The organism is Hoeflea marina (genome assembly GCF_003182275.1).
Lineage (GTDB): Bacteria > Pseudomonadota > Alphaproteobacteria > Rhizobiales > Rhizobiaceae > Hoeflea > Hoeflea marina.
This window is the reverse complement of sequence record NZ_QGTR01000006.1, coordinates 105,564-128,511: the sequence shown is the minus strand read 5'-3', so window position 1 is coordinate 128,511 and position 22,948 is coordinate 105,564. Positions and strand designations below refer to the sequence as shown.

The following is a 22,948-nucleotide window of genomic DNA, read 5'->3' as shown; positions in this document are numbered from 1 at the left end:
CCATGAGCGCTCCGGCTTTTTCGTTCACGACAGGCGGTTGATGAAGGCCGCGAACTTGTCGACCCAGCCGTTGAGGAAGGTGCGGGTGGCATCGTCGGTCACATTGCCATCGGCATCGAACAGCTCCGGCTTGTACTGGAAATACACCTCCGGCTGGCCCATCAGAATGGTTCCGATGACGACAAGCACCTGCTTGAGGGCGTTCTGGCCGGACGCGGTGCCGTGGGCGCCGGGCGAAGTTCCGGTAACGGCGGCCGGCTTGTCCTGCCAGGAACTGGCTCCGTAGGGCCGGCTGCCCCAGTCGATGGCGTTCTTGATCGCCGGCGTGAACGAGCGGTTGTATTCGGGCGTGACGAACAGCACTGCGTCGGCGGCTTCGACAGCGGCCTTCATGCGCAGAACCGATTCGGGCGGGTTTTCCCAGAGGTCATTGTTGTAGAGCGGAAGGTCGCCGATCTCGACCAAGGTGAAGGCAAGCCGGTCGGAGGCAAGCTTGCCGAGGCTCTGCGCGAATTTGCGGTTGAGGGAGTCGCGGCTGAGCGAGCCAACGATGACGGCTACAGTTTTCATGGGGAGCTTTCATTTCGAATGGAGATGCGGCGCGCGCGGCCGACAACCGGTCACGCATCCTCCAGATACCGCTTTCGACCCCCGGTTAAAGATGGGCACCTGCGGGAAACCGGGCGACACACTGTCAATGCATCCTGTCGGTGGCGTCCGCGGTTCAGCCCGCGAACGCCACCGCCAGACCCGCAAGCGTGGCGCCCGCCAGCACTGCGAACAGATTGACGTGCCAGCGCAGCAGCGCGATGGCCGCGGTCGCCGCAATGGCCAGTGCCCTCCAGTCGAGCGTCGCCGGGTCGGGCAGCGGGAAGGTCAGCGGCCCGGTGCGCCATTCCCCGACATCGGCAAACAGCACGTGCAGCGCGAACCACACCGCCAGATTGGCGATCACGCCGACCACCGCCGCGGTGATCGCCGCAAACCCCGCGGCAAGCCATTTCACCGAACGCAGCCGCTCGATGTGCGGGGCACCGGCGAAGATCCATAGAAAGCAGGGCACGAAGGTGAAGACCAGCGCCACCGTTCCCCCGAGCAGACCGCCCAGCAGCGGATCGAGACCGGATTGCCGCGCGCCGCCGAGAAAGCCGACGAAGACCAGCACCAGGATCAGCGGCCCCGGCGTGGTTTCGGCCAGCCCCAGACCTGCCAGCATGTCACCCGGCACCAGCCAGCCTTGCACGTCCACTGCCTGCTGTCCGACATAGGCCAGCACCGCATAGGCGCCGCCGAAGGTGACGATCGCCGCCTTGGAAAAGAACTCCGCCATCGCCGGCAGCACCGCCGGGATGCCCGGCAGAAGGACCAGCATGGCCAGTGGCGCGAGCCAGATCAGTCCCCAGACGATCAGCGCGCGCAATGTCGACGGCCACAGATTGTCACCTCTCGGCTCCGCCGGCCCTGAAACGGGAGCGGGTCCAGTCGCCAGATCAAGCCCGACGCCGACGGCGGCGGCGCCGAGAACGATCAGCGGAAACGGCAGCTTCAGAAGCGCGATGGCGACAAAGGCGGCGATACAGATCGCCCAGGCCATCCTTGTCTTCAGCGCCCGCTTCGACACCCGCATCAGCGCTTCGAGCACAATGGCGAGCACCGCGGCCTTCAGGCCGAACAGCACGCCCGCCACTGCCGGCATTTCGCCATAGCTGAGATAGACGGCCGCCAGCGCCAGCATGACGGCAAATCCGGGGAGCACGAACAGCAGGCCCGCCAGCAGGCCACCGCGCATCCCGCGCATCAGCCAGCCGGAATAGGTCGCCAGTTGCATCGCCTCGGGCCCGGGCAGCAGCATGCAGAAGTTCAGCGCGTGCAGGAAGCGATCCTCGTCGAGCCAATTCCGCTCCTCGACCAGTTCGCGATGCATCAGCGCGATCTGGCCGGCCGGCCCGCCGAACGACAGGAGGCCGATGCGGCCGAATACCTGGAACAGTTCGCGCCAGTTCGGCGCTGCGGGTGGATCGATCTCGGTCAAGGCGTCGCCCCGTTTGGCAAGTGTGGAAGTCGGCTGCCTGTCGCGCACCGCGCTGGCGTGACACTCATCGCAGGTCAGGCCATCTCGAAGGCGGCGGCCATTTCGGCGCGAAGCCAGCGCTCGAATGCCTCGGTCTGCTGTGCCTTGTAGCTCTGTTTGCGGCTGACGAACCAGTAGGCAGCACCGGTGGAAAACCGCTCCGGGAAAGGCGCCACCACCCGGCCAGCCGCCAGGGCGTCATGGGCGAGCGTTTCCCAGGCAAGGAAGATCCCCTGCCCCGCAACCGCCGCGTCCAGGCACAGCGATGCATCGGAAAAGGTGGGCCCTTCCCGCAGATCCGCCTCGACCAGGCCGAACGGCTCGAGCCAGATCTCCCAGCCGAAGCGGGAGCCGCCGTCGCGGATCACCGGAATGGCGCGGATGTCGTCCGGCCGCGTCAGGTCCGCCGCCACCATGGGGCTGCAGACCGGAAAGATGCGCTGATCAAGCAGCTTGGAAACGCGCAGTCCGGGCCAGGGCCCGTTGCCGACCCGGATGCAGACATCAACGTCGGACGCATTGGGGTCGACCAGCGCCGTGGTGGCATCGACGCGAATGCGGATCGACGGATTGGCGTCGTAGAATCTCTTCAATCGCCACACCAGCCACTTCGCCGCGAACACCGGCGCCACCGAGACCACCAGCGTGCCACCCTGCGATTCGGAGGCCCGGGTCAGCGCCATCGACAGTTCCGCCATGCCCGCGGTGAGATGCGGCAGCACCAGATGTCCCGCCGCATTGGCGGACAGGCCCTTCGGATGGCGGATGAACAGTTCGCAGCCGAGTTGCTGTTCCACCTTCTGGATCTGTTGGCTGACGGCGCCCGGGGTGACGCCGAGTTCGTCCGCCGCCGTCCGCAAATTGCCGAGCCGCCCGACCGCCTCGACGGCGCGCAACCCGTTGAGCGGCACCTGGTTGAGATTCTTCATATAGTTTTTCTATAGGCAGATCGAGAACATGTCGATCGAAAATGGCATTCAGGGTCGATAACCTATACCAATGCTATACGATCTCGCTCTCAGGGCACTCCGCCTGCTGCCGCATTCCTTCGATGTTCCGGATCGCAGACCGCATTGGGAAGCCGATCCGCTGTCGCATCCCGATCTCAGCCGGATGACCGAGCGCGAGATCGCCGATCTGCCATTCGACCCGGCCGTCATTCCCGGCATCGGCGCAGCGGGAGCACCGGTCCGCCTCCTGCATTTCCCTGACCGGCTCCGTCACGCGCGCGCCCCGGCCCACGCTGACCGCAGCTGAAAGCCTCGCAAAGCCCGGCCGCCCTTGCATTGTCGGGACCTCTCCGTTATAGCACGCCCGTCCGTGCAGACACCCTTGGAGGCAACGCGGATGAGGCGCCGGCAACGGCGCTTGATGTTTTTTGGCGGGTCCGCAAGGCCTCTCCGGAGAGCAGCCCCAGATTAGAACCTCGAAAGGTAATGCCATGAGCAACGAAACTTATGAGCTCAAGGCCGAGGCGCGCGAACGGGTTGGTAAGGGGTCCGCCCGTGAACTTCGCCGCAACGGCCAGATTCCGTCAGTCATTTATGGCGACAAACAGTCCCCGGTGTCCATCGCGCTCTCGCGCAATGAAGTCACCAAGAAGGTCCATGCAGGCGGCTTCATGACCACGCTGGTCACGATCGACGTCGACGGCAAGAAGTACAACGTGCTGCCGAAGGACTATCAGCTGGATCCGGTCCGCGACTTCCTGATGCATGTCGATTTCCTGCGCGTGTCGAAGAACACCCAGGTCACCGTCGAAGTGCCCGTGCACTTCATCAACGAAGAAAAGTCCCCCGGCATCAAGCGCGGCGGCGTGCTCAACATCGTGCGTCACGAAGTTGAGGTGCACTGCTCGGCCAACGCCATCCCGGACTCCTTCACCATCGATCTGACCGGCCTCGAAATCGGCGACGGCATTCACATCTCGCATGTGACCCTGCCCAAGGGCGTGACGCCGACGATCACCGACCGCGACTTCACCATCGCGACGGTTGCGGCGCCTGCCGGTCTGAAGAGCGAAGACAACGCAGCGACGGAAGAAGCCGAAGAGGAATAGTCCTCGGCTTCGACCGAATTCAGGGAGCCGGAATCCATGTTGCTCATTGCAGGTCTTGGAAATCCCGGCGCCCAGTACGCGAAGAACCGGCACAATGTCGGCTACATGGCGGCGGACGCAATTGCCCGCCGCCATTCGTTTTCGCCCTGGAGCCGCAAGTTCAGGGGCGAGATCGCGGAAGGAACCATCGGCGGCGAGAAGGTGCTGCTGATCAAGCCCTCGACCTTCATGAATCTGTCCGGCGAAAGCGTCGGCGAGGCGATGCGCTTCTACAAGCTCGGCCCCAACGACATCGTCGTCATCCATGACGAGCTCGACCTGGCGGCCGGCAAGATCCGGCTCAAGGCCGGCGGCGGCCATGGCGGCCACAACGGCCTGCGCTCCATCGACGCCCATATCGGCAAGGACTATCGACGCATGCGCATCGGCATCGGCCATCCGGGCGACAAGGCGCGCGTCCACAACCATGTGCTGGGCGATTTCGCCAAGGCCGACGCCGAATGGCTCGACCCGCTGCTGTCCGCCATCGCCGATCATGCGGACCTGCTCGCCGGCGACGCCGGCGCCGATTCCACCTTCATGAACCGCATCGCTCTGGCCACCGGCAGCGTCGCACCAAAACCGGGCAAGCCGCCGAAGGCCGATGCGGGCGCGGGCGGGGACAAGCCGGCCGCGGCCGGAAAATCCCATATCCGTCAGGCCCGCAACAACGCGCAGCCGAAGATCCTGCCCACCTCCGGCCCGATGGCCGACATGCTCAAGCGGATGTTCGGCAAGAAGGACGGGTAGCAGCATGAAGAGCGGCGGGTTCGTGATCCGGGCGGCGATGGCCGCCGACCTGCCCGATCTGCTTCGCCTCTACCGGCATCTGCAGCCCGAAGACGCAGTGCTGGCGCCGGGCCTGGCGCGGCAACGTTTCGAGACGATACTCGCCCATCCCGGCATGACGGTCCTCGTCAGTCTGTCCCGCGGCGAGGCGGTGGCGACCATCACGCTTGTCGTCATCCCGAATCTGACCCGTGGTGGCGCGCCCTACGCATTGATCGAGAATGTCGTCACCGATTCCGCTCACCGCAAGCGCGGCCACGCCGGCGCGCTGATCCGGCAGGCTTTTCGCACGGCCTGGGACGATGGCTGCTACAAGGTGATGCTGCTCAGCGGCTCCAAAGATCCGGAGACGCTCGATTTCTACCGCCATTGCGGCTTCATCCAGGACAAGACGGGCTTCCAGATCCGACGTCCCGCGGCGGCCTGACGAAACCCGTCCGATCCGGTCTCATTCCTCGGGCTCTGTGGCAAACATCAGCGGAAACCCGGCCTGCTTGGAGAGGTCCATGGCTTCCTTCGCCTTGGTCTCGGCGATGTCCTTGGCACAGACCACGATCACGCAGCTGCCGAAGCGGTGCGCCGTCAGCATCAGCCGGTAGCCGGTCTCCTCGCTCAATCGGAAGACCGCCTTGAGAACCAGGATGACGAACTCGCGCGGCGTGTAATCGTCATTGAACAGGATCACCTTGTAGAGCTTCGGCTTGTCCAGCTCCGGTCTGGTCTTCAGCTTCGGCGCGAGAGTGGTGTCTTTGTCGCTCATGGAAATCCTCACGGGAGGGAATGGAGCGTGGTCTTGTCCCCATATTGCATCACACCCGGCCGCTTTCAAGGATCAGCCGGCGGCAGACCGTGCCGGGTGGCTTCGCCGGGACGGACGACGTCAGGCGGTCAACCCTCGAGGTGCCGGATGCGCCGCCTCCGCCGGGCCCGCTCCGGGGCGCCGCAACTGCCCTGCCGGGGCCGGCCCGCCGCCATTCCCCTTGACCCGAACCGCCCTTTCCCGCATAGCCTGCGGCAATCCCCGAGCTTTCAGAGAGTGACGTTTCCATGGGTTTCAAATGCGGCATCGTCGGACTGCCCAATGTCGGCAAGTCCACCCTGTTCAACGCGCTGACGCGGACCGCTGCCGCGCAGGCCGCGAACTACCCGTTCTGCACCATCGAGCCCAACACCGGTGAAGTCGCCGTGCCCGATCCGCGCATGCAGAAGCTAGCATCCGTTGCCGGCTCCAAGGAAATCATCCCGACCCGCATCTCCTTCGTCGACATCGCCGGCCTCGTGCGCGGCGCGTCCAAGGGAGAAGGCCTCGGCAACAAGTTTCTCGCCAACATCCGCGAGGTCGATGCCATCGTCCACGTGCTGCGCTGCTTCGAGGATGACGACATCACCCATGTCGAGGGGCGCATCGATCCGGTCGGCGACGCCGACACGATCGAGACCGAGCTGATGATCGCCGATCTCGAGAGCCTCGAGCGCCGCACCGAGCAGACCCGCAAGCGCGCCGCGTCCAAGGACAAGGAGTCGATGGCGCAGCTGCCGGTGATGGAGGCTTCGCTCAAGCTGCTGCAGGACGGCAAGCCGGTACGCACGCTCTTGAAGACGCTGGCCGCCGACGAGATCGAGATCCTCAAGGGCCTCAATCTGCTGACCTCGCACCCCGTGCTCTATGTCTGCAACGTCTCGGAAGCCGATGCGGTCGACGGCAACACCCACACCGCCGCTGTCGCCAGGATGGCGGCCGAACAGGGCGCGGAAAGCATCGTCATCTCCGCGGCCATCGAATCCGAGGTGGCGCAGTTGCCCGACGAGGAGTCGAAGGAGTTTCTCTCCGCGCTCGGTCTCGAGGAAGCCGGTCTCGACCGGCTGATCCGCGCCGGCTACCACCTGCTCGATCTCATCACCTATTTCACCGTCGGCCCCAAGGAGACGCGGGCCTGGACCATCGTCCGCGGCACCAAGGCGCCTGCGGCCGCCGGCGTCATCCACACCGATTTCGAGCGCGGCTTCATCCGCGCCTTCACCATCGCCTATGACGACTACGTAATGCTTGGCGGCGAAGTCCCGGCCAAGGAAGCCGGCAAGGCGCGCGACGAGGGCAAGGAATACGTGGTGCAGGACGGCGACGTCATCCACTTCCGCTTCAACACCTGAGGCCACGGCGCGAGTAACCGGCCGGGCCCGCGGCCAGACCGCACACATGCACGACGGCCGGCCGGCCCGATGGCCGGCCCGGGACCTTCCCGAAGTCGCGCCGAACCGGCGCCAAGGACCTGCCATGACCCGTTTGATGGCCTACAGCATTCTCGCCGCGGCCATCGTCGCGGAGGTCATCGCCACGACTGCATTGGCGCGCACGGAGAGCTTCACCCGGCTTGTGCCGAGCCTCGTTGCCGTTACCGGTTATGTCGTGGCCTTCTGGCTGCTGTCGTTCACCCTCAGGGTCATGCCCGCCGGCATCGTCTATGCCATCTGGTCGGGTGCGGGCATCGTGCTGATTGCGCTCGTCGCCTGGTTGGTTCTCGGCCAGAAGCTCGACCTGCCCGCAATCATAGGGCTGGGCTTCATCATCGCCGGTGTGTTCATTGTCAACGTGTTTTCAAACGCCACACTGCATTGATCCGCAGCCGACGCCTGCCCTCGGCAACCCCTTAACGGCTTCTTTCACCGACCCCTAAAATGCGTGTCCCCCGTTTGGGGGATGATTGAGGTATCTGCGCTATCCTAAGATCTCAAGGTGACGGAGATCGCCTGGAACAGGGGTCGGGGCAATGCGCATGTCGAGGGACAAGGCAAGAGGGTTGGTTGTGGGCGTGGCTGTGGCTGTCTGTGCGCTGGCCTTGCTCACCCCGCTGACCCTGAACTGGATCTCTGCTCACGCAGCCCGTGGCAAGCTGCAGGCGCTTGCAGACACATTGGCATTGAGCACCTTGCTGTCGGACGGAGACGACGATGACGCTGTCCTCGAAACCGCCATGGCCGCGATCGGTCCTCGCACGCAAGACCTGTCGCCGACGCTGCGTCGCTACAGGGTCGATGGCTTGCGAACCAGCGAAGTGGTGATCGCCTGCCGCTATACACCGCCGATCCCGTTTCTCTACACGGATGCCATCGACACGGTCGAAGTCACCGGGCGCGCCATCACCTGGCAGTGACGGCCATGCTCGAAGACCCTGACCTGCAGTGAATTCGGACCGCGGCGGCCAAGGAAGTGCATCCTCTCTGTTTGCACCCTGTATGTGCCGCGACAAGAATTGGGCAGCGGCACTTAACCGAATATTCTCCTTTGCTTGCAATCATTGCGCTCTCCGAGAACATTGACCTGACCGCATGATGCGCCGGTCTCGGATGCCAGCCCCTCGGGCATGTGACCGGAACCGAGCACGCTGCATCCCGATGCCTGCAACTGAGCCCCGACAGGACAGATCGCCAATCACCGCCGTTGCCGCCAATCTGGGGGTGATCGTCCTGGTGCTGCTTGCCGCCGCCATGGTCCCGCGCAGCGGCAAGGCCCTGGTGTTCATTCCGCCATGGTCGACACCGGACTCCATGGCCCGGGTCGTCGCCGGAGCCGGCGGTACGTTTGTCTCGACCTCGTCAAGCGGCTTTGCCGCCATCGCCCATTCCCCCGAACCCGGCTTCGCCCTCAGGCTGTTTCGCTCCGGAGCGTTTCTTGTGCTTGACGGAAGCCTCATCTCCGCCTGCTGGAGCAAGGACCCAACATGACCTTCATGGAATCGCTGCGCATTCGCGCCGGGCAATCGATCATTTCCCTGCTGTGGCTCAACGTGGCATTGCTCGTGGCCCGCGCCTGGTGGGGCATGGACGCGGATACGGTGGTCGTGATCGGCGGCGGCGCCGCCGTCGCGCTGACCGCCACGCTCACCTGGTGGCGCAGCCCGACGGGAACGGGAACGCGCATTTCCACCGGCCTGGCCCTGGCCGCCACGGTGGCGCTTCTGGTCTACGCGTTTACCGGTTCGCCGCTGCAGATCGACATGCACATGTATTTCTTCGCGAGCCTGGCCATCTGCGCCATCTGGGTGGACTGGCGGCCGATCGTGGCCTTCGCTGCTCTCACCGCGGTGCACCACCTGCTGCTTTACGTCGTTCTGCCGCACGCAGCGTTCCCGGGCACGTCCGATTTCGGCCGCGTCGTCCTGCACGCCGTCATCCTGATCCTTGAAGCGGGCATTCTGGTTGCGCTCGGCCATCTGCTGGCCAGGGCCTTCAGCCAGAACGATACGGCCATCGCGGAGGCCAGGAGAGCCAATATTCACGCCCTTGAGATGTCGCAGCGTGCCGAAGCCGCCAGTGCCGAAAGCGCCGCAGAAGACGCGCGCCGGGATGCCGAACGCCGCCTTGACAACGAACAGCTGCAGTTTGCCATCGATTCGCTCGGTGCGGGGCTCGAGAGTCTTGCCCGCGGCGATCTGCGCTACCGGCTCGACGCCGCGTTTACCGGATCGCTCGACAAGCTGCGTACCGATTTCAACAGCTCGATGGGAACTCTCGAAGGCGTCATTTCCGGCGTCGGTGCCTCCTCGGTCAACATGCGCAATGGCACCGAGGGCCTGCGCCTCGGCGCGGACCGGCTTTCGCAGCGCACCGAGCAGCAGGCTGCATCGCTGGAGGAAACCGCTGCCGCCATTGGCCGCATCACCGAAACCGTTCAGTCCTCGGCCGAGCGTGCCAGGGAGGCCGGCCGGCTGGTGGCCAATGCCAACAGGGATGCCGGCATATCCGCCGGAATCGTGTCCAATGCGGTCAGCGCCATGACGGACATCGAGGGGTCCTCGCACCAGATCAGCCAGATCATCTCGGTCATTGACGGCATTGCCTTCCAGACCAATCTGCTGGCGCTCAATGCGGGTGTCGAGGCGGCGCGGGCCGGCGAAGCGGGACGAGGCTTCGCCGTCGTCGCCCAGGAGGTCCGCGAACTTGCCCAGCGCTCCGCCAACGCCGCCAAGGAGATCAATGGCCTCATTGCCAAGTCATCGAGCCAGGTAAGCAACGGCGTCGCGCTGGTCAATCAGACCGGCGACGCCCTGCGAACCATCGGCGAGCAGATCAACACCATCAACGCGCATATCAGCGCCATCGTCGAGACGACACGCGACCAGGCCAGCGCGGTGTCCGAGATCAACTCGTCGGTCAACGAAATCGACCGCATGACGCAGCAGAATGCCGCCATGGCCGGAGACACCACCCGATCGGTCGCCAGCCTCGCCGACGATGCCGAGACGCTGGTCGCCCACCTGTCCGTCTTCTCGCTCAGCGGCAGCCACGGGGCAACCGCCGTGGCCCCGCGACAGCCCGCCAGCCGCGCGGCCTGAGACGGGTCCCCGGAACCGGCCGGCGGATTCGCCACCAGCACCGCCGGCCCTTCCCGTCTCCCTCAATCCCGCCCGAGCGTGGCCTCAGCGCCGCTTCGCCGGGCAGGTCGACAGCCCGAGCATCGAATAGAGCGGGCAGCTGCCGATCAGTCCCGTGACCAGCGGGATGATGCCGACGAGGGCGAACATCCGCCACGGCGCGGCCGGATAGAGCCAGAACAGGGCAAGCAGGATCAGTCCGGCAACGATGCGCACGGCCCGGTCTACGGCTCCGACATTGGTCTTCAACATCACAATCTCCCTTTGTTCGGCCGGCGCTCGACCGGCAACATGGTCGAGATTAGCGATGCACTGCCAGGCGGCATTGATTCCGATCAACCGCTGCCTCCCCCGCAGTCGCCCGCCTTTGCTTCGGCACGGGGATCGGTGCATTGCAGTGCAGCACGGTTGCACAATCGGTCGGGTAGGGTAGGCTCGCGGCTTTCCACGATCCGAAAAGCATGAACCGATGGCAGCGCCGCAAGACATCATCCACTACGAAGACATGGAACCCGGAGTGACCTTCCCGCTCGGACCGATGCCGGTCGACCGGGACGAAGTCGTTGCCTTCGCCCGGGAATTCGACCCGCAGCCGATGCATCTCGACGAGACGGCCGCAACGGCGTCCATCCTGGGCGGACTAGCGGCCTCGGGATGGCACAGCTGCGCCATGATGATGCGGATGATGTGCGATTCCTATGTGCTCGACACCGCTTCCGAGGGCGCGCCGCAGATCGATTTCGTCAAATGGCGCCGGCCGGTGCTGGTGGGCGATGTCCTCTCCGGCATCAGCCGCGTCGTCCAGCGGCGGCGCTCGAAGTCCAAGCCCGCCATCGGCATCGTCGCCCTCCGCCACGAGATCACCAACCAGCGCGGCGAAGTGGTGATGGAGGTCGAACATCCGGTAATGGTGCGGCTGCGCAATCCGGAGGCAGAGCTTTGAACCACGATCCGCTTCTCGCCATCGGTGAACGCATCGTGCTCGGCAGCCACCGTTTTACCGCCGAGGACATCATCGCCTTCGCCCGAAAGTTCGATCCGCAGCCCTTCCATCTCGACGCCGAGGCGGCAGCCCGAAGCATGTTCGGCGGCCTCTGCGCCAGCGGCTGGCACACGGTGGCGGTGTGGATGAAACTCAACGTCGCGGCCATCGCGCGCAGCCATGCCAATGCCGCCCGCGAAAACCAGCCGGTGCCCGAATACGGCCCCTCCCCCGGCATTCGCAACCTGCGCTGGATCAGACCGGTGTTCGCGGGCTCCACCATCACCTACTCACGCACGGTCAGCGGCATACGGCCCCTGCCGTCAAGGCCGGGCTGGTCGCTGCTCGAAACCACTGCGGATGCATGGAACGAAGGCGACGAAGCGGTGATGAGCTTCAGCAGCGCGGTTCTGCTGCGGTTGGCGGATGACGACCCGGAATAGCTGTCCCGGGGCGCTCAGTGACCCGCGTAGGAGATCAGCGTCCGCACGCTGACGCCGAGGTCCTCGAGCTTCTTCCTGCCGCCGAGATCCGGCAGATCGATGACGAAGCAGGCGGCGACGATGTCGGCGCCCATCTTCCTGAGCAGCTTGACCGCGCCCTCCGCTGTGCCGCCGGTGGCGATCAGGTCATCGACCAGGATCACGCTCTCGCCGGGCAGGAAGGCGTCCTTGTGCATCTCCATCTCGTCGACGCCGTATTCCAGGCTATAGGCCACGCTGACGGTCTCGTGCGGCAGCTTTCCCTTCTTGCGGATCGGAACGAAGCCTGCCGACAGTTGGTGCGCCATGGCGCCGCCGAGTATGAAACCGCGTGCCTCGATGCCGGCGACCTTGGCCACGCGCAGACCCGCATAGGGATGGACCAGTTCGTCCACCGCGCGACGGAAGGCGCGCGGTGCCCCGAGCAGCGTGGTGATGTCGCGGAACAGGATGCCGGGCTTGGGATAGTCCGGGATGGTGCGGATCGACGCCATCAGTTCGGATTGAAGGTCAGACATGGGCATGTCCCTCGTGTGTGAGTCACTCTGGCGGATTCAGGGTCCCCGAACAAGCTCGCCGCCGCGGCTTCCATCACATCAAAACGCCGCCCGAAGGCGGCGTTGAGAATGACGTCAGGCGCGGCAGCCGGCCATCAATGGTCCATCCGCGAATAGATCGCCTTCTTGGTCAGATACAGCAGCGCCGAGAAGATCAGCAGGAAGATCATCACCTTGAAGCCGAGGTGCTTGCGCGCCTCCAGGTGAGGCTCGGCGGCCCACATCATGAACGCGGCCACATCCTTGGCGTACTGGTCGAGCGTTTCAGGCGCGCCGTCGTCATAGGTGACCTGTCCGTCGCTGATCGGCTGCGCCATCGCCAGCGCCGGGCCGGCGATGAAGTAGGGATTGTAGTGCGCGCCTTCCGGCACGACGACGCCGGCGGGAGCTTCTTCATATCCGGTCAGCAGCGAGTAGATGTAGTTCGGCCCGGCCTCCTGATAGGTGGTGAACATGTCGAAGATGAACTGCGGGAATCCGCGCTCGACATAGCGGGCCTTGGCCAGCAGCGAGAAGTCGGGCGGGGCCGCGCCATTGTTAGCGGCCGCGGCGGCTTCCACGTTCGGGAACGGCGACGGGAAGTAGTCCGACGGCACCGAGGCGCGAGTGAACATTTCGCCGTCGACGTTCGGACCATCCTCGGTCTCGTGCGTTGCCGCGAAGGACTTGACCTGATCTTCCGAGTAGCCGAGCGCGCTCAGGGTGCGGAACGGCACCAGATGCATGGAATGGCAGGCCGCGCAGACTTCGCTGTAGACTTTCAGCCCGCGCTGCAGTTGAGCCTTCTCGAAGGTGCCGAAGGGTCCGGCAAAGGACCACTCGACTTCCTTGGGATGGTGGATCGGGTAGTGCGGCGTACCGCCGGCTGCCTCCTCCGCTGCCAGGGCAGGCGTGGCGCCGATCATGGCAGCCAGCGCGAACGGAACGATGCTTGCAAGAAGCGTTTTCATGTCGTCGATTCCTTTCCGTCGCTCTCGGTTAGCCGCGGGTTTCAGGTGAGGCCGCAGCCGCAGCGGGCTTCGAGCCACCCGAACCGCTGCGCTTTGCCAGCACGGCCTCGGTGATGGAGTTGGGCAGACGCCGCGGTGTCTCGATCAGTCCCAGCACCGGCAGGATCACCAGGAAGAAGGCGAAATAGAACAGTGTCGAGATCTGCGCCAGCGTGGTGTAGGTGCCTTCCGCAGGCTTGGCGCCGAGCCAGCCCAGGAAGATGGCATTGGCGACGAAGAGCCAGAAGAACAGCTTGTACCACGGACGGTAGACCGCGGAGCGGACCTTCGAGGTATCGAGCCACGGCAGCAGGAACAGCACCGCGATCGAACCGAACATGGCCAGAACGCCGCCGAGCTTGGAGTCGATCGGACCGATGCTGAAGGTGATGGCGCGCAGGATGGCGTAGAACGGCAGGAAGTACCATTCCGGCACGATATGCGCGGGCGTCTTGAGCGAGTTGGCCTGGATGTAGTTGTCGGCATGACCAAGGAAATTTGGCATGTAGAAGACGAACCAGCAGAACACCAGCAGGAACACGCTGGTGGCCAGTCCGTCCTTGATGGTGGCATAGGGCGTGAACTGCACCGTGTCGGTCTTCGACTTGATCTCGATGCCGGTCGGGTTGGTCTGGCCGGTCACATGCAGCGCCCAGACGTGGAGCACCACGACGCCGGCGATCATGAAAGGCAGCAGATAGTGCAGCGAGTAGAACCGGTTGAGCGTGGCGTTGTCCACCGCGAAGCCGCCGAGCAGGAACTGCTGGATTGTCTCGCCGATGCCGGGGAAGGCGGTGAAGAAGCCGGTGATCACGGTCGCGCCCCAGAAGGACATCTGGCCCCAGGGCAGCACGTAGCCCATGAAGGCAGTCGCCATCATCAGCAGCAGGATGACAACGCCCAGGATCCACAGCACTTCGCGCGGAGCCTTGTAGGAGCCGTAATACATGCCGCGCGCGATGTGGAGGTAGACCGCCACGAAGAAGAACGATGCGCCGTTGGCGTGCATGTAGCGCAGCAGCCAGCCGAAATTGACGTCGCGCATGATGTGCTCGACGGAATTGAACGCAATGCCGGTGGAGGCGGCGTAGTGCATGGCCAGCACGATGCCGGTCAGCAGCTGCACGACCAGCATCATGGAGAGGATGGCGCCGAAAGTGTAGGCATAGTTCAGATTGCGCGGGACCGGGTAGGAGACGAAACTGTCATGGGTCAGCCGCATCAACGGCAGACGGGAATCCATCCATTTGCCGAAGCCGGTCGTCGGATTGTAAGTCGAATGATCGCCACTCATGGTCAATAGCCCCCTTAGCCGATCTTGATGACAGTGTCGGACGTGAAGGAAAACAGCGGCACAGCCATGTTTTCCGGCGCCGGACCTTTGCGAATGCGGCCCGCCGTATCGTAGTGCGAGCCGTGGCAGGGGCAGAACCAGCCGCCGAAATCGCCGGCCTGGCCAAGCGGAATGCAGCCCAGATGGGTGCAGACGCCGATCATGACCAGCCAGTTCTCGTTGCCTTCGCCGGCGGAGCGGTCGATGTCGGTCGCTTCGGCGCCCGCCTGCAGGTTTGCATTGCGCGCCAGCGGATCCTTGAGGTCGTCGAGAGCCACAGCCTTGGCTTCCTCGATTTCCTTGTCCGTGCGGTTGCGAATGAACACCGGCTTGCCACGCCATTTGACGGTCAGCGACATGCCCGGCTCAAGGCTGGCGACATTGACCTCGATGGAGGAGGCGGCCAGGGTCGACGCATCGGGCGCCATCTGGTCGATGAACGGCCAGACCGCCGTGGCGGCGCCGACGACACCGGCCATGCCGGTGGCGATGTAGAGAAAATCCCGGCGGGTCGGCTCGCCCGAGGCATCATTCGCAGTCATGTGTTCACTCACGGCTCAACATCCTCTTCAAGCTGCGTCCGGATCAGTATTCCGCCCTGCCCCGCCGGCAAGAACCCGCATGCCGACATTGTGGCGGAATCCTGTCAATCGCGCGGTTTCTAAGCGGGTTACGCGGAGAAGTCCAGACCGCACGGAAGCAGATGGTCACATTGTCGCGGGAAAACGCGAGGTGCCTATTCGGCCGCCAGTTCGGCGCCGATGAAGCCGCCCGACTGGCGCGCCCACAATTCCGCGTAAAGGCCGCCATTGGCGACAAGTTCTTCATGGGTTCCGCTCTCGATGATGCGGCCCTCATCCATCACCACCAGCCGATCCATGCGCGCGATCGTCGACAGCCGGTGAGCGATGGCAATCACGGTCTTGCCCTGCATGAGGATGTCGAGATTGTCCTGGATGGCCGCCTCGACCTCCGAATCGAGCGCCGAGGTGGCCTCGTCGAGCACCAGGATCGGCGCGTCCTTGAGCATCACCCGGGCGATGGCGATGCGCTGGCGCTGGCCGCCGGACAGCTTGACGCCGCGCTCGCCGACATGGGCATCGAGCCCGACACGGCCGTTCTGGTCGGAGAGCCGGCCGATGAACTCCCAGGCCTCGGCCTGTTCGGCAGCCCGCCGCACCATCTCGTCATCGGCGTCGGGCCGGCCGAAGACGATGTTCTCGCGGATCGAGCGGTGCAGCAGGGCGGTGTCCTGCGTCACCATGCCGATCTGCCGGCGCAGCGATTCCTGCGTCACCCCGGCAATGTCCTGCCCGTCGATGAGAATCCGGCCCGAGCCGAGGTCGTAGAAGCGCAGCAGCAAGTTGACGAGCGTCGACTTGCCGGCGCCGGAGCGGCCGACGACGCCGACCTTCATTCCCGGCTCGATGTCGAGCGACAGGCCGGCAATCACCTCGCGGTCCCTGGAATAGCCGAAGTTGACATCATCGAAGCGGATCGAGGCCTGCCGGACCGTCAGCCGGGGCGCGTCCGGCCTGTCGACCAGGCCGATCGGCCTGGAGACCAGCTCGGCGGAATTCTGCACTGTGCCGATATTGCGCATCAGCCCGTTGAGCTGGGTCATCATCCGCCCCAGCAGCATGTTGAGACGAAGCACCAGCGACAGCGTGAAGGCCACCGAACCGACCGAGATCGTGCCCGCCAGCCAGAGATTGATGGCGAAGGCCGCCACCGCGGTGATCATCAGGCCCGAAAGCAGCGCCAGCGAGGCGCGCACGCCGGTCAGATATCGGGTGAAGGGAATGATGGTGGCGATGAACTGGTCGAAGCCGCGCCGAATGTAGCGGTCGTTGTCGTCCTCGCGCGCATAGAGCTTGAGCGTCTGGATGTTGGAGTAGCTGTCGACCAGCCGGCCATTGAGCAGCGACCCTGCCTCGGCGCTGGCGCGGGCATGCCTGCGGATGCGCGGCACGAAGTAGCGCGCCATCAGGGCAAACAGCACGATCCAGACGGCAACCATCGCAGCCAGCCGCCAGTCGAGCTGCGCCACCAGCGCCATGGTGGTCACCGTGTAGATGGCGATGAACCACACCACCTGCAGCAGCGAGATCATGAAGTCGCCCGTTGCCTGTCCGGCCGACCAGACCTTGGTGACGATGCGGCCCGCGAAATCGTTCTGGAAGAACGCCAGGTTCTGCCGCGCCACATGCACATGTGCCTGCCAGCGCACCAGATTGTAGAAGCCGGGAACCACGGTCTGTTCCTCGACCAGCGCCGCCAGCGTCGTCACCAGGAAGCGCGCCAGAATGACGACGAACAGCATGAAGGCCAGCGCCGGGCCGTGGTCGCCGATCAGCCCATGCCAGCCGGCCGCCGGGACGGCGTTATCCAGCACATCGACCAGCAGGCCCACGAAATAGAACAGCGCCGCCTCGAGCAGCGCCACCAGCCCGCCGAGCACCAGCATGGCGACGAAGGCCGACCGGGCCTGGCCGACATAGTGCCACAGGAAGGCGACCAGCCCCTGGGGTGGGCGATAGCTGGCCCGCGGCACAAACGGATTGATCCAGCGTTCGAAGGCGAGCAGCAGCGGACGAAATATCATGGCGTGAGAATAGGACTCGGTTCGGGTTTGGCAACGGGGGCGATGGGCAGCGGCCGGCACCTGATCCCGCACGGCGTGGCCGGTTCCGGGAGCGGCCTCATTCGGCTGCTGCCGGTCCGGCATCGGCATCGGCATCCACATCGATGAAGCCGCCCGACTGCCGCGACCACAGGGCGGCATAGATGCCGCCGCCGGCCACCAGTTCGGCATGGGTTCCGGTCTCGACGATCTCGCCGCGGTCAAGCACCACCAGCCGGTCCATTTCGGCGATCGTCGACAGCCGGTGGGCAATCGCGATCACCGTCTTGTTCTCCATCAGCGCGAACAGGTTTTCCTGGATCGCCGCCTCGACTTCGGAATCAAGCGCCGAAGTGGCTTCGTCGAGCATCAGGATCGGTGCGTCCTTGAGAAAGACCCGGGCGATGGCGATGCGCTGGCGCTGGCCGCCGGACAGCTTGACGCCGCGCTCGCCGACATGGGCGTCCAGCCCCTTGCGGCCGACCGCGTCCTCCAGCCCGGCGATGAACTCGAGCGCATTGGCCTTGCGCGCGGCTTCGATGATTTCGGCCTCGGTGGCGTCCGGCCGGCCATAGGCGATGTTGTCGCGCACCGAGCGATGCAGCAGCGAGGTGTCCTGGGTGACGACGCCGATCTGCGCGCGCAGGCTGTCCTGGGTCATCTCGGCGATGTTCTGGCCGTCGACGAGGATGCGCCCCGATTCAAGATTGTAGAAGCGAAGGAGCAGGTTGACGAGAGTGGTCTTGCCGGCGCCGGAGCGACCGACGAGGCCGATCTTCTCTCCCGGGCGAATCGACAGCGACAGGTCCTCGATCACGCCGCTGGCCTTGCCGTAGTGGAAGCGCACCTGGTCGAATTCGATCTGGCCGTGGCGGGCGGAAAGCACGGCGGCATTGCGCCGGTCGACGACGTCGTGCGGCCTGGCCATCATGTCCATGCCGTCCTGGACGATGCCGATGTTCTCGAACAGGCCCGACACTTCCCACATGATCCACTGCGACATGCCGTTGATCCTGAGCGATAGCCCGATGACCACGGCAATGGCGCCGACCGAGACGATTCCGTTCATCCAGAAGTAGATCGACAGCGCGGCGACCAGGAAGACCAGCACCGAATTGTTGAGATAGATGCTCGTCTCCAGTCGCGTGACGAGCCGCATCTGCCGGTGCACGGTCTCGAGGAACTGGTCCATGCTTTCCCGCGCATAATCTTCCTCGCGGCGCGAATGCGAGAACAGCTTCACGGTGGAAATGTTGGTGTAGCTGTCGACGATCCGGCCGGTCATGGCGGATCGGGCATCCGCCTGATCGGCGGCAATGGCGCTCATCCGCGGCACGAAATAGCGGATCAGCGAGGCATAGATGATGACCCAGGCGACCAGCGGCAGCGCCAGCCGCCAGTCGGCGCTCGCCACCATGGTGATCATGGCAATGAAATAGACCAGCACATAGACGAAGACATCGGTGAGCTTCATCACCGATTCGCGGATCGCCAGCGAGGTCTGCATCACCTTGGTGGCGACGCGTCCGGCGAACTCGTTGGCGAAGAAGGTCAGGCTCTGGCGCAGCAGGTAGCGGTGCATCTGCCAGCGCGCGATCATCGGGTAATTGCCGAGCAGGGTCTGGTGGATGATCGTCGAATGCAGATAGACCGTCAGCGGCAGGCCGATCAGCACCATGGCGCCCATCCAGGCCAGCCGCGTGCCTTCGCGCTCGAGGAAGCCCGCCTGGTCGGCGGTGGACAGCCAGTCGACGATCGAGCCGAGGAAGCCGAACAGCATCACCTCGCCCACCGAGATCAGTGCGGCGGTGATCCCCATCATCACCAGCCACGGCGCGGCGTCGCGCGAATAGTGCCAGCAGAAGGCGATCAGCCCCTGCGGCGGCGCCTGCGGCTCCGGGGCGGGATAGGGATTGAGGCGGCGTTCAAACCAGGCGAACATGATCCGGATCCTGTGCGGCTCTGGCCGCGAAAAGAGAAGGCGCCTGCCGACCCCGGCCGGTGGCCATGGGCGCAAGCGATCCTGTGATGGCTGCCGCCTGTCCTGACAGGCTTGAGCGGGCGGCGTTCAACCCGGCCTCGGCGCATCGGCGCCGCAACCCGCGAAGCGAATGCCTTACACCGTCAAACCCAAGACGAAAAGATGGGCGCGATCAAGGCGCTTTGCGTCGGGCCGGCGCTGTGGCAAGGAAGCGACATGACCAAACCCGCCATCGCCCTCTACCAGCCCGACATTCCCGGCAACACCGGCTCGATCCTGCGGCTCGGCGCCTGCCTCGGCATCGAGGTGCATGTCATCGGGCCCGCCGGCTTCGACATGTCCGACCGCAACCTCAAGCGCGCCGGCATGGACTATCTCGAACTGGCGGCGCTGACCAACCACGTCTCCTTCGACACTTTCGAAGGCTGGAGGAAGAAGACCGGACGCCGGCTGGTGCTGTCGACCACCAAGGCGGCCCTGCCCTATCTCGACTTTGCCTACAGGACAGACGACATCCTGCTCTTCGGCCGCGAAAGCGCCGGCGTGCCCGAATCGGTCCACGCGCTCGCCGACGCCCGTGTCGTCATCCCGATGCAGCCCGGCGCCCGCTCGCTCAATCTGGCGCTTTCGGCGGCCATCCTCGCCAGCGAGGCGTTGCGCCAGACCCGCACCTGACCGCCAAGGCCGTCAGGCGTAGCTCACCACCTCGAATTCGATGCCGTCGCCATCGTCGAAATAGAAGCGGCGACCAGGCTCGTAGTCGGCATGCGAATGGGTTGCATACCCCATGGCCCTGATCTTCGCCTCCACCGCGTCGAGGTTTTCGACGACCACGCCGACATGGTTGAGATTGCCAACTTCGCGTCGTGCATTGCCCTGACGGGCTTTCGTGGTGGGTGGGGTATAAAGCGCCAGATAGGACGAATCGTCGCCGACATGGACCGAGAACCCCTTGTCGATCGACGGCCCCTGCCAGCGGATCTTCCAGCCGAAAAGCTTCGTCATCCGCTCCGCGGTGGCGCGCGCGTCGGTGACTGTGAAATTGACATGTTCGAGGGCCGTTTCAGACATGATGATCTCCTGAGGGCTGATGCAGTGGTTGACACGCTACTTCCTCAAGTTAACTTGAGGTCAAGGAGTTTTTCATCATGACCACAGCCCCCGGCCTGATCTCCATCGGCGACGTCGCCCGCCGCACCGGGCTCGCCGTCTCCGCCATCCGCTACTATGAGGATGAGGGCCTGGTCAGCGCGCGGCGAACGCCGGGCGGACGACGCCAGTTCCTGCGCTCCGACATCCGCCGCCTGTCCTTCGTCCTCATCGCCCAGCAACTGGGCTTTTCGCTCGACGAGATCCGCCGCCAGCTGCGGACGCTGCCGCTGGAACGAACCCCGACGAAGGCGGACTGGGAGAAGATCAGCCTCGGCTTCCGGTCGCACCTCGATGAGAAGATCGGGCAGCTCGAACGCCTGCGCAACCGGCTCGACGGCTGTATCGGCTGCGGCTGCCTGTCGCTCGACACCTGCCGGCTCTACAACCCCGAAGACCGCGCCGCCCGCCACGGCAAGGGACCGCGCCTGGTTCTTCAGGACAGTGTCCGCGACGGCGTGCCGCGGCCTGAAACAGTGGGTATCGATCACGATTGTTGATCTGAGGACATGCGCTAACCGGAAATCGCGAACGCCGGCAGAAAGTCGGTATGCCGCAGAAGAATCAATTCGACAAAAGCAATTTCAAGTAGAATATTAGCCCTGTAGGCAAATGCAGCAATCTCTTTGGAATCAGGGGATATGGCCATGAGCTTCGGTTTGACTGCTTTCACGCTGTTTCACGTTCTTCTCAGTCTGGTCGCAATCGTCAGTGGCCTCGCGGTGCTGGCCCACTGGTTGCGAGCGAACACCATGTCGCGCTGGACCGGCTTCTTTCTCTGGACCACCATCGCCACGACGCTGACAGGGTTCCTGTTCCCGTTCAAGGGATTCACGCCGGCGATAGGGGTCGGCCTCATCTCGACCATCATCCTGGCTGTCGCACTGGTGGCGCTCTACCGGTTCCATCTGTCGGGCGGGTGGCGGACGATCTTTATCGCCACGTCCGTTGCGGCACTCTATTTCAACTGCTTCGTGCTCGTGGTTCAGTCATTCCTGAAGGTGCCGTTCTTGCATGCGCTGGCGCCGAACGGATCGGAGCCGCCCTTCGCCATCGTTCAGGCCATAGTGCTGATCGGCGCGCTCGCAGCTGGATATCTGGCGGTCAGACGATTCCGTCCGGCCATCGCCTGATCGCGCCGGCAACGCTGGAAAACTGAAGGCATCTTTGGACGAGCGATGCGTCCACCGGCTCAGTCCGCCGTCGGCAGCCTTCGCATGGTGAATTCGATCCGGTCGTCCGGCAGCGGCCGCCAGCTTTCGACTTCGGTCCAGTAGGCGGCCTTCGGCCAGGTGGAGAACCACTCCCTCGCCTTGGAGCGCGCCTCTTCTCGGCTCATCAGGTAGGTCTCGCGCACGAACGCACCGGGCGTCCGCCCCGAGGCTTCGGATGCGGGCTGCGAACGGGCGCGCGCCAGCTGGCGGCGCAGTCCGTCAAGCGGCGGGCGGGGAGGCAGTCGGCTCATCGCTGATCCTTGTTCCGGCATCACAATAGCGGCAAACGCGCAATTCCGCGAGTCCGGCAAAACAACGCCGGTGACCGCAGAGAGTTTCCCGGAATCGATGTTGCTGCTATGCATCCATCAAACATCAAGGATTTTTCATGCAACGCCCCGCACTGCCCGTCGGTCTGCCCGCCGACATCGAAGCCAAGAAGACGCTCGCACGCAGCTGGTTCGAGCAGCTCCGCGACACGCTCTGCGCCAGTTTCGAGAGCCTCGAGGACGCCGTCGACAACCCCCAGGGCGAGGGCGAGCCCGGCCGCTTCGTGCGAACGCCATGGACCCGGGAGGGCGACTCGGGCGGCGGCGTCATGTCGATGCTGAAGGGCCGGGTGTTCGAGAAGGCCGGCATTCACACCTCGACCGTGTTCGGCGAGTTCTCGCCTGAGTTCCGCAAGCAGATACCCGGCGCCGAGGAGGACCCGCGCTTTTGGGCCTCAGGGATCTCGCTCATTGCCCATCCGCTCAATCCGCACGTGCCCACCGTGCACATGAACACCCGCATGGTGGTGACCACCAGCCACTGGTTCGGCGGCGGCGCCGACCTGACCCCGGTTCTCGACGCGCGCCGCACGGCGACGGATCCCGATGCGCTGCTGTTCCACCGGGCCATGCAGATCGCCTGCAACCGCCATGCGGTCGCCGATCACCCGAAGTTCAAGGAGTGGTGCGACGAGTATTTCTTCCTGCCGCATCGCAACGAGCAGCGCGGCATCGGCGGCATCTTCTACGACTGGCAGCATTCCGACGACGCCGACGGCGGCTGGAATGCCGACCTGGCCTTCACCCAGGATGTCGGCCGCGCCTTCAACGTCGTCTACCCCAAGATCGTGCGCGCCAATTTCAACCAGCCCTGGACGCAAGACGAGCGCACCGAGCAGCTCATTCGCCGCGGCCGCTATGTCGAGTTCAACCTGCTCTACGACCGCGGCACGATCTTCGGCCTGAAGACCGGCGGCAACGTGCCCTCGATCCTGTCCTCCCTGCCGCCGGTGGTGATGTATCCCTGAGCCGAGGGTGC

28 protein-coding genes are annotated in these 22,948 nt (G+C 64.6%); 15 read left to right on the top strand and 13 right to left on the bottom strand.

What is annotated here, in order from left to right; genetic code table 11:
• Positions 1-24: 24 nt before the first annotated feature.
• From DFR52_RS20580 to DFR52_RS20570, 3 genes are all read right to left on the bottom strand, one after another.
• Entirely contained in the window at positions 25-570 is a 546-nt protein-coding gene (locus DFR52_RS20580; protein WP_110033906.1) for an NADPH-dependent FMN reductase, read from the bottom strand.
• Positions 571-724: 154 nt separating this feature from the next.
• On the bottom strand, positions 725-2,032 hold the full coding sequence (gene chrA, locus DFR52_RS20575) for a chromate efflux transporter (RefSeq protein WP_245415423.1): 1,308 nt from the start codon (positions 2,030-2,032) through the stop codon (positions 725-727).
• 74 nt (positions 2,033-2,106) lie between these two features.
• Positions 2,107-3,000 carry a LysR substrate-binding domain-containing protein gene (locus DFR52_RS20570; protein WP_110033905.1) on the bottom strand — a complete coding sequence of 298 codons (894 nt, stop codon included), beginning with the start codon at positions 2,998-3,000 and terminating at the stop codon, positions 2,107-2,109.
• Positions 3,001-3,070: 70 nt separating this feature from the next.
• On the opposite strand from DFR52_RS20570, the gene DFR52_RS20565 reads away from it, so the two are divergent.
• The 4 genes from DFR52_RS20565 to DFR52_RS20550 all read left to right on the top strand — a co-directional run bounded on the left by DFR52_RS20565 (position 3,071) and on the right by DFR52_RS20550 (position 5,385).
• Entirely contained in the window at positions 3,071-3,328 is a 258-nt protein-coding gene (locus DFR52_RS20565) for a hypothetical protein (protein ID WP_110033904.1), read from the top strand.
• Positions 3,329-3,512: 184 nt separating this feature from the next.
• Complete coding sequence (locus tag DFR52_RS20560; protein WP_110033903.1) at positions 3,513-4,130, top strand: 50S ribosomal protein L25/general stress protein Ctc; 618 nt, start codon at positions 3,513-3,515, stop codon at positions 4,128-4,130.
• A gap of 36 nt (positions 4,131-4,166) precedes the next feature.
• Entirely contained in the window at positions 4,167-4,919 is a 753-nt protein-coding gene (gene pth / locus DFR52_RS20555; protein ID WP_110033902.1) for an aminoacyl-tRNA hydrolase, read from the top strand.
• A 4-nt stretch (positions 4,920-4,923) separates the two neighbouring features.
• Positions 4,924-5,385 carry a GNAT family N-acetyltransferase gene (locus tag DFR52_RS20550; RefSeq protein ID WP_110033901.1) on the top strand — a complete coding sequence of 154 codons (462 nt, stop codon included), beginning with the start codon at positions 4,924-4,926 and terminating at the stop codon, positions 5,383-5,385.
• A 21-nt stretch (positions 5,386-5,406) separates the two neighbouring features.
• On the opposite strand, the gene clpS is transcribed toward DFR52_RS20550, so the two are convergent.
• Positions 5,407-5,718: an ATP-dependent Clp protease adapter ClpS gene (clpS, locus tag DFR52_RS20545; RefSeq protein WP_110033900.1), complete on the bottom strand. Its 312-nt coding sequence runs from the start codon at positions 5,716-5,718 to the stop codon at positions 5,407-5,409.
• Between the two features lie 287 nt (positions 5,719-6,005).
• Here clpS and ychF point away from each other — a divergent pair, with 287 nt between their 5' ends.
• The 5 genes from ychF to DFR52_RS20520 all read left to right on the top strand — a co-directional run bounded on the left by ychF (position 6,006) and on the right by DFR52_RS20520 (position 10,291).
• Entirely contained in the window at positions 6,006-7,109 is a 1,104-nt protein-coding gene (gene ychF, locus DFR52_RS20540) for a redox-regulated ATPase YchF (protein ID WP_110033899.1), read from the top strand.
• 133 nt (positions 7,110-7,242) lie between these two features.
• Positions 7,243-7,575, top strand: coding sequence for an SMR family transporter (locus DFR52_RS20535; protein ID WP_280954202.1), 333 nt, complete (start codon positions 7,243-7,245; stop codon positions 7,573-7,575).
• 157 nt (positions 7,576-7,732) lie between these two features.
• Positions 7,733-8,110: a hypothetical protein gene (locus DFR52_RS20530; RefSeq protein WP_146215637.1), complete on the top strand. Its 378-nt coding sequence runs from the start codon at positions 7,733-7,735 to the stop codon at positions 8,108-8,110.
• 241 nt (positions 8,111-8,351) lie between these two features.
• Positions 8,352-8,681, top strand: coding sequence for a hypothetical protein (locus tag DFR52_RS20525; RefSeq protein ID WP_110033896.1), 330 nt, complete (start codon positions 8,352-8,354; stop codon positions 8,679-8,681).
• Positions 8,678-10,291 (top strand): methyl-accepting chemotaxis protein, encoded by a 1,614-nt coding sequence (locus DFR52_RS20520; RefSeq protein ID WP_110033895.1) that lies wholly within the window; start codon positions 8,678-8,680, stop codon positions 10,289-10,291. The genes DFR52_RS20525 and DFR52_RS20520 overlap by 4 nt, the downstream gene beginning before the upstream one ends.
• 84 nt (positions 10,292-10,375) lie before the next feature.
• On the opposite strand, the gene DFR52_RS20515 is transcribed toward DFR52_RS20520, so the two are convergent.
• Entirely contained in the window at positions 10,376-10,582 is a 207-nt protein-coding gene (locus tag DFR52_RS20515; RefSeq protein ID WP_110034111.1) for a YgaP family membrane protein, read from the bottom strand.
• 217 nt (positions 10,583-10,799) lie between these two features.
• On the opposite strand from DFR52_RS20515, the gene DFR52_RS20510 reads away from it, so the two are divergent.
• Positions 10,800-11,273 (top strand): MaoC family dehydratase, encoded by a 474-nt coding sequence (locus DFR52_RS20510; protein WP_110033894.1) that lies wholly within the window; start codon positions 10,800-10,802, stop codon positions 11,271-11,273.
• Positions 11,270-11,755: a MaoC family dehydratase gene (locus tag DFR52_RS20505; RefSeq protein ID WP_110033893.1), complete on the top strand. Its 486-nt coding sequence runs from the start codon at positions 11,270-11,272 to the stop codon at positions 11,753-11,755. The genes DFR52_RS20510 and DFR52_RS20505 overlap by 4 nt, the downstream gene beginning before the upstream one ends.
• A gap of 14 nt (positions 11,756-11,769) precedes the next feature.
• Here the strand turns inward: DFR52_RS20505 and DFR52_RS20500 are convergent, their stop codons facing one another.
• The 6 genes from DFR52_RS20500 to DFR52_RS20475 form a co-directional block, all read right to left on the bottom strand.
• Positions 11,770-12,312, bottom strand: coding sequence for an adenine phosphoribosyltransferase (locus DFR52_RS20500; protein WP_110033892.1), 543 nt, complete (start codon positions 12,310-12,312; stop codon positions 11,770-11,772).
• Between the two features lie 134 nt (positions 12,313-12,446).
• Positions 12,447-13,301, bottom strand: coding sequence for a cytochrome c1 (locus DFR52_RS20495; protein WP_110033891.1), 855 nt, complete (start codon positions 13,299-13,301; stop codon positions 12,447-12,449).
• Between the two features lie 28 nt (positions 13,302-13,329).
• On the bottom strand, positions 13,330-14,634 hold the full coding sequence (locus tag DFR52_RS20490) for a cytochrome b (RefSeq protein WP_110033890.1): 1,305 nt from the start codon (positions 14,632-14,634) through the stop codon (positions 13,330-13,332).
• 14 nt (positions 14,635-14,648) lie between these two features.
• Positions 14,649-15,227: a ubiquinol-cytochrome c reductase iron-sulfur subunit gene (gene petA, locus DFR52_RS20485; protein ID WP_110033889.1), complete on the bottom strand. Its 579-nt coding sequence runs from the start codon at positions 15,225-15,227 to the stop codon at positions 14,649-14,651.
• A 182-nt stretch (positions 15,228-15,409) separates the two neighbouring features.
• Complete coding sequence (locus DFR52_RS20480; RefSeq protein ID WP_110034109.1) at positions 15,410-17,278, bottom strand: ABC transporter ATP-binding protein; 1,869 nt, start codon at positions 17,276-17,278, stop codon at positions 15,410-15,412.
• 97 nt (positions 17,279-17,375) lie between these two features.
• Positions 17,376-19,238 (bottom strand): ABC transporter ATP-binding protein, encoded by a 1,863-nt coding sequence (locus DFR52_RS20475; RefSeq protein WP_110033888.1) that lies wholly within the window; start codon positions 19,236-19,238, stop codon positions 17,376-17,378.
• A 255-nt stretch (positions 19,239-19,493) separates the two neighbouring features.
• Between DFR52_RS20475 and DFR52_RS20470 the strand changes: the two genes are divergently transcribed.
• Positions 19,494-19,952 (top strand): tRNA (cytidine(34)-2'-O)-methyltransferase, encoded by a 459-nt coding sequence (locus tag DFR52_RS20470; RefSeq protein WP_110034108.1) that lies wholly within the window; start codon positions 19,494-19,496, stop codon positions 19,950-19,952.
• Between the two features lie 12 nt (positions 19,953-19,964).
• Here DFR52_RS20470 and DFR52_RS20465 read toward each other — a convergent pair whose 3' ends face one another.
• Positions 19,965-20,348, bottom strand: coding sequence for a VOC family protein (locus DFR52_RS20465; protein ID WP_110033887.1), 384 nt, complete (start codon positions 20,346-20,348; stop codon positions 19,965-19,967).
• Positions 20,349-20,425: 77 nt separating this feature from the next.
• Here DFR52_RS20465 and soxR point away from each other — a divergent pair, with 77 nt between their 5' ends.
• A complete protein-coding gene (gene soxR / locus DFR52_RS20460; RefSeq protein WP_110033886.1) occupies positions 20,426-20,926 on the top strand; it encodes a redox-sensitive transcriptional activator SoxR in 501 nt (166 codons plus the stop codon).
• Between the two features lie 147 nt (positions 20,927-21,073).
• Entirely contained in the window at positions 21,074-21,559 is a 486-nt protein-coding gene (locus DFR52_RS20455; protein ID WP_110034106.1) for a hypothetical protein, read from the top strand.
• Between the two features lie 59 nt (positions 21,560-21,618).
• Here the strand turns inward: DFR52_RS20455 and DFR52_RS20450 are convergent, their stop codons facing one another.
• A complete protein-coding gene (locus tag DFR52_RS20450; RefSeq protein ID WP_110033885.1) occupies positions 21,619-21,891 on the bottom strand; it encodes a hypothetical protein in 273 nt (90 codons plus the stop codon).
• A 137-nt stretch (positions 21,892-22,028) separates the two neighbouring features.
• Here DFR52_RS20450 and hemF point away from each other — a divergent pair, with 137 nt between their 5' ends.
• Entirely contained in the window at positions 22,029-22,937 is a 909-nt protein-coding gene (gene hemF / locus DFR52_RS20445) for an oxygen-dependent coproporphyrinogen oxidase (RefSeq protein ID WP_110033884.1), read from the top strand.
• Positions 22,938-22,948: the final 11 nt, after the last annotated feature.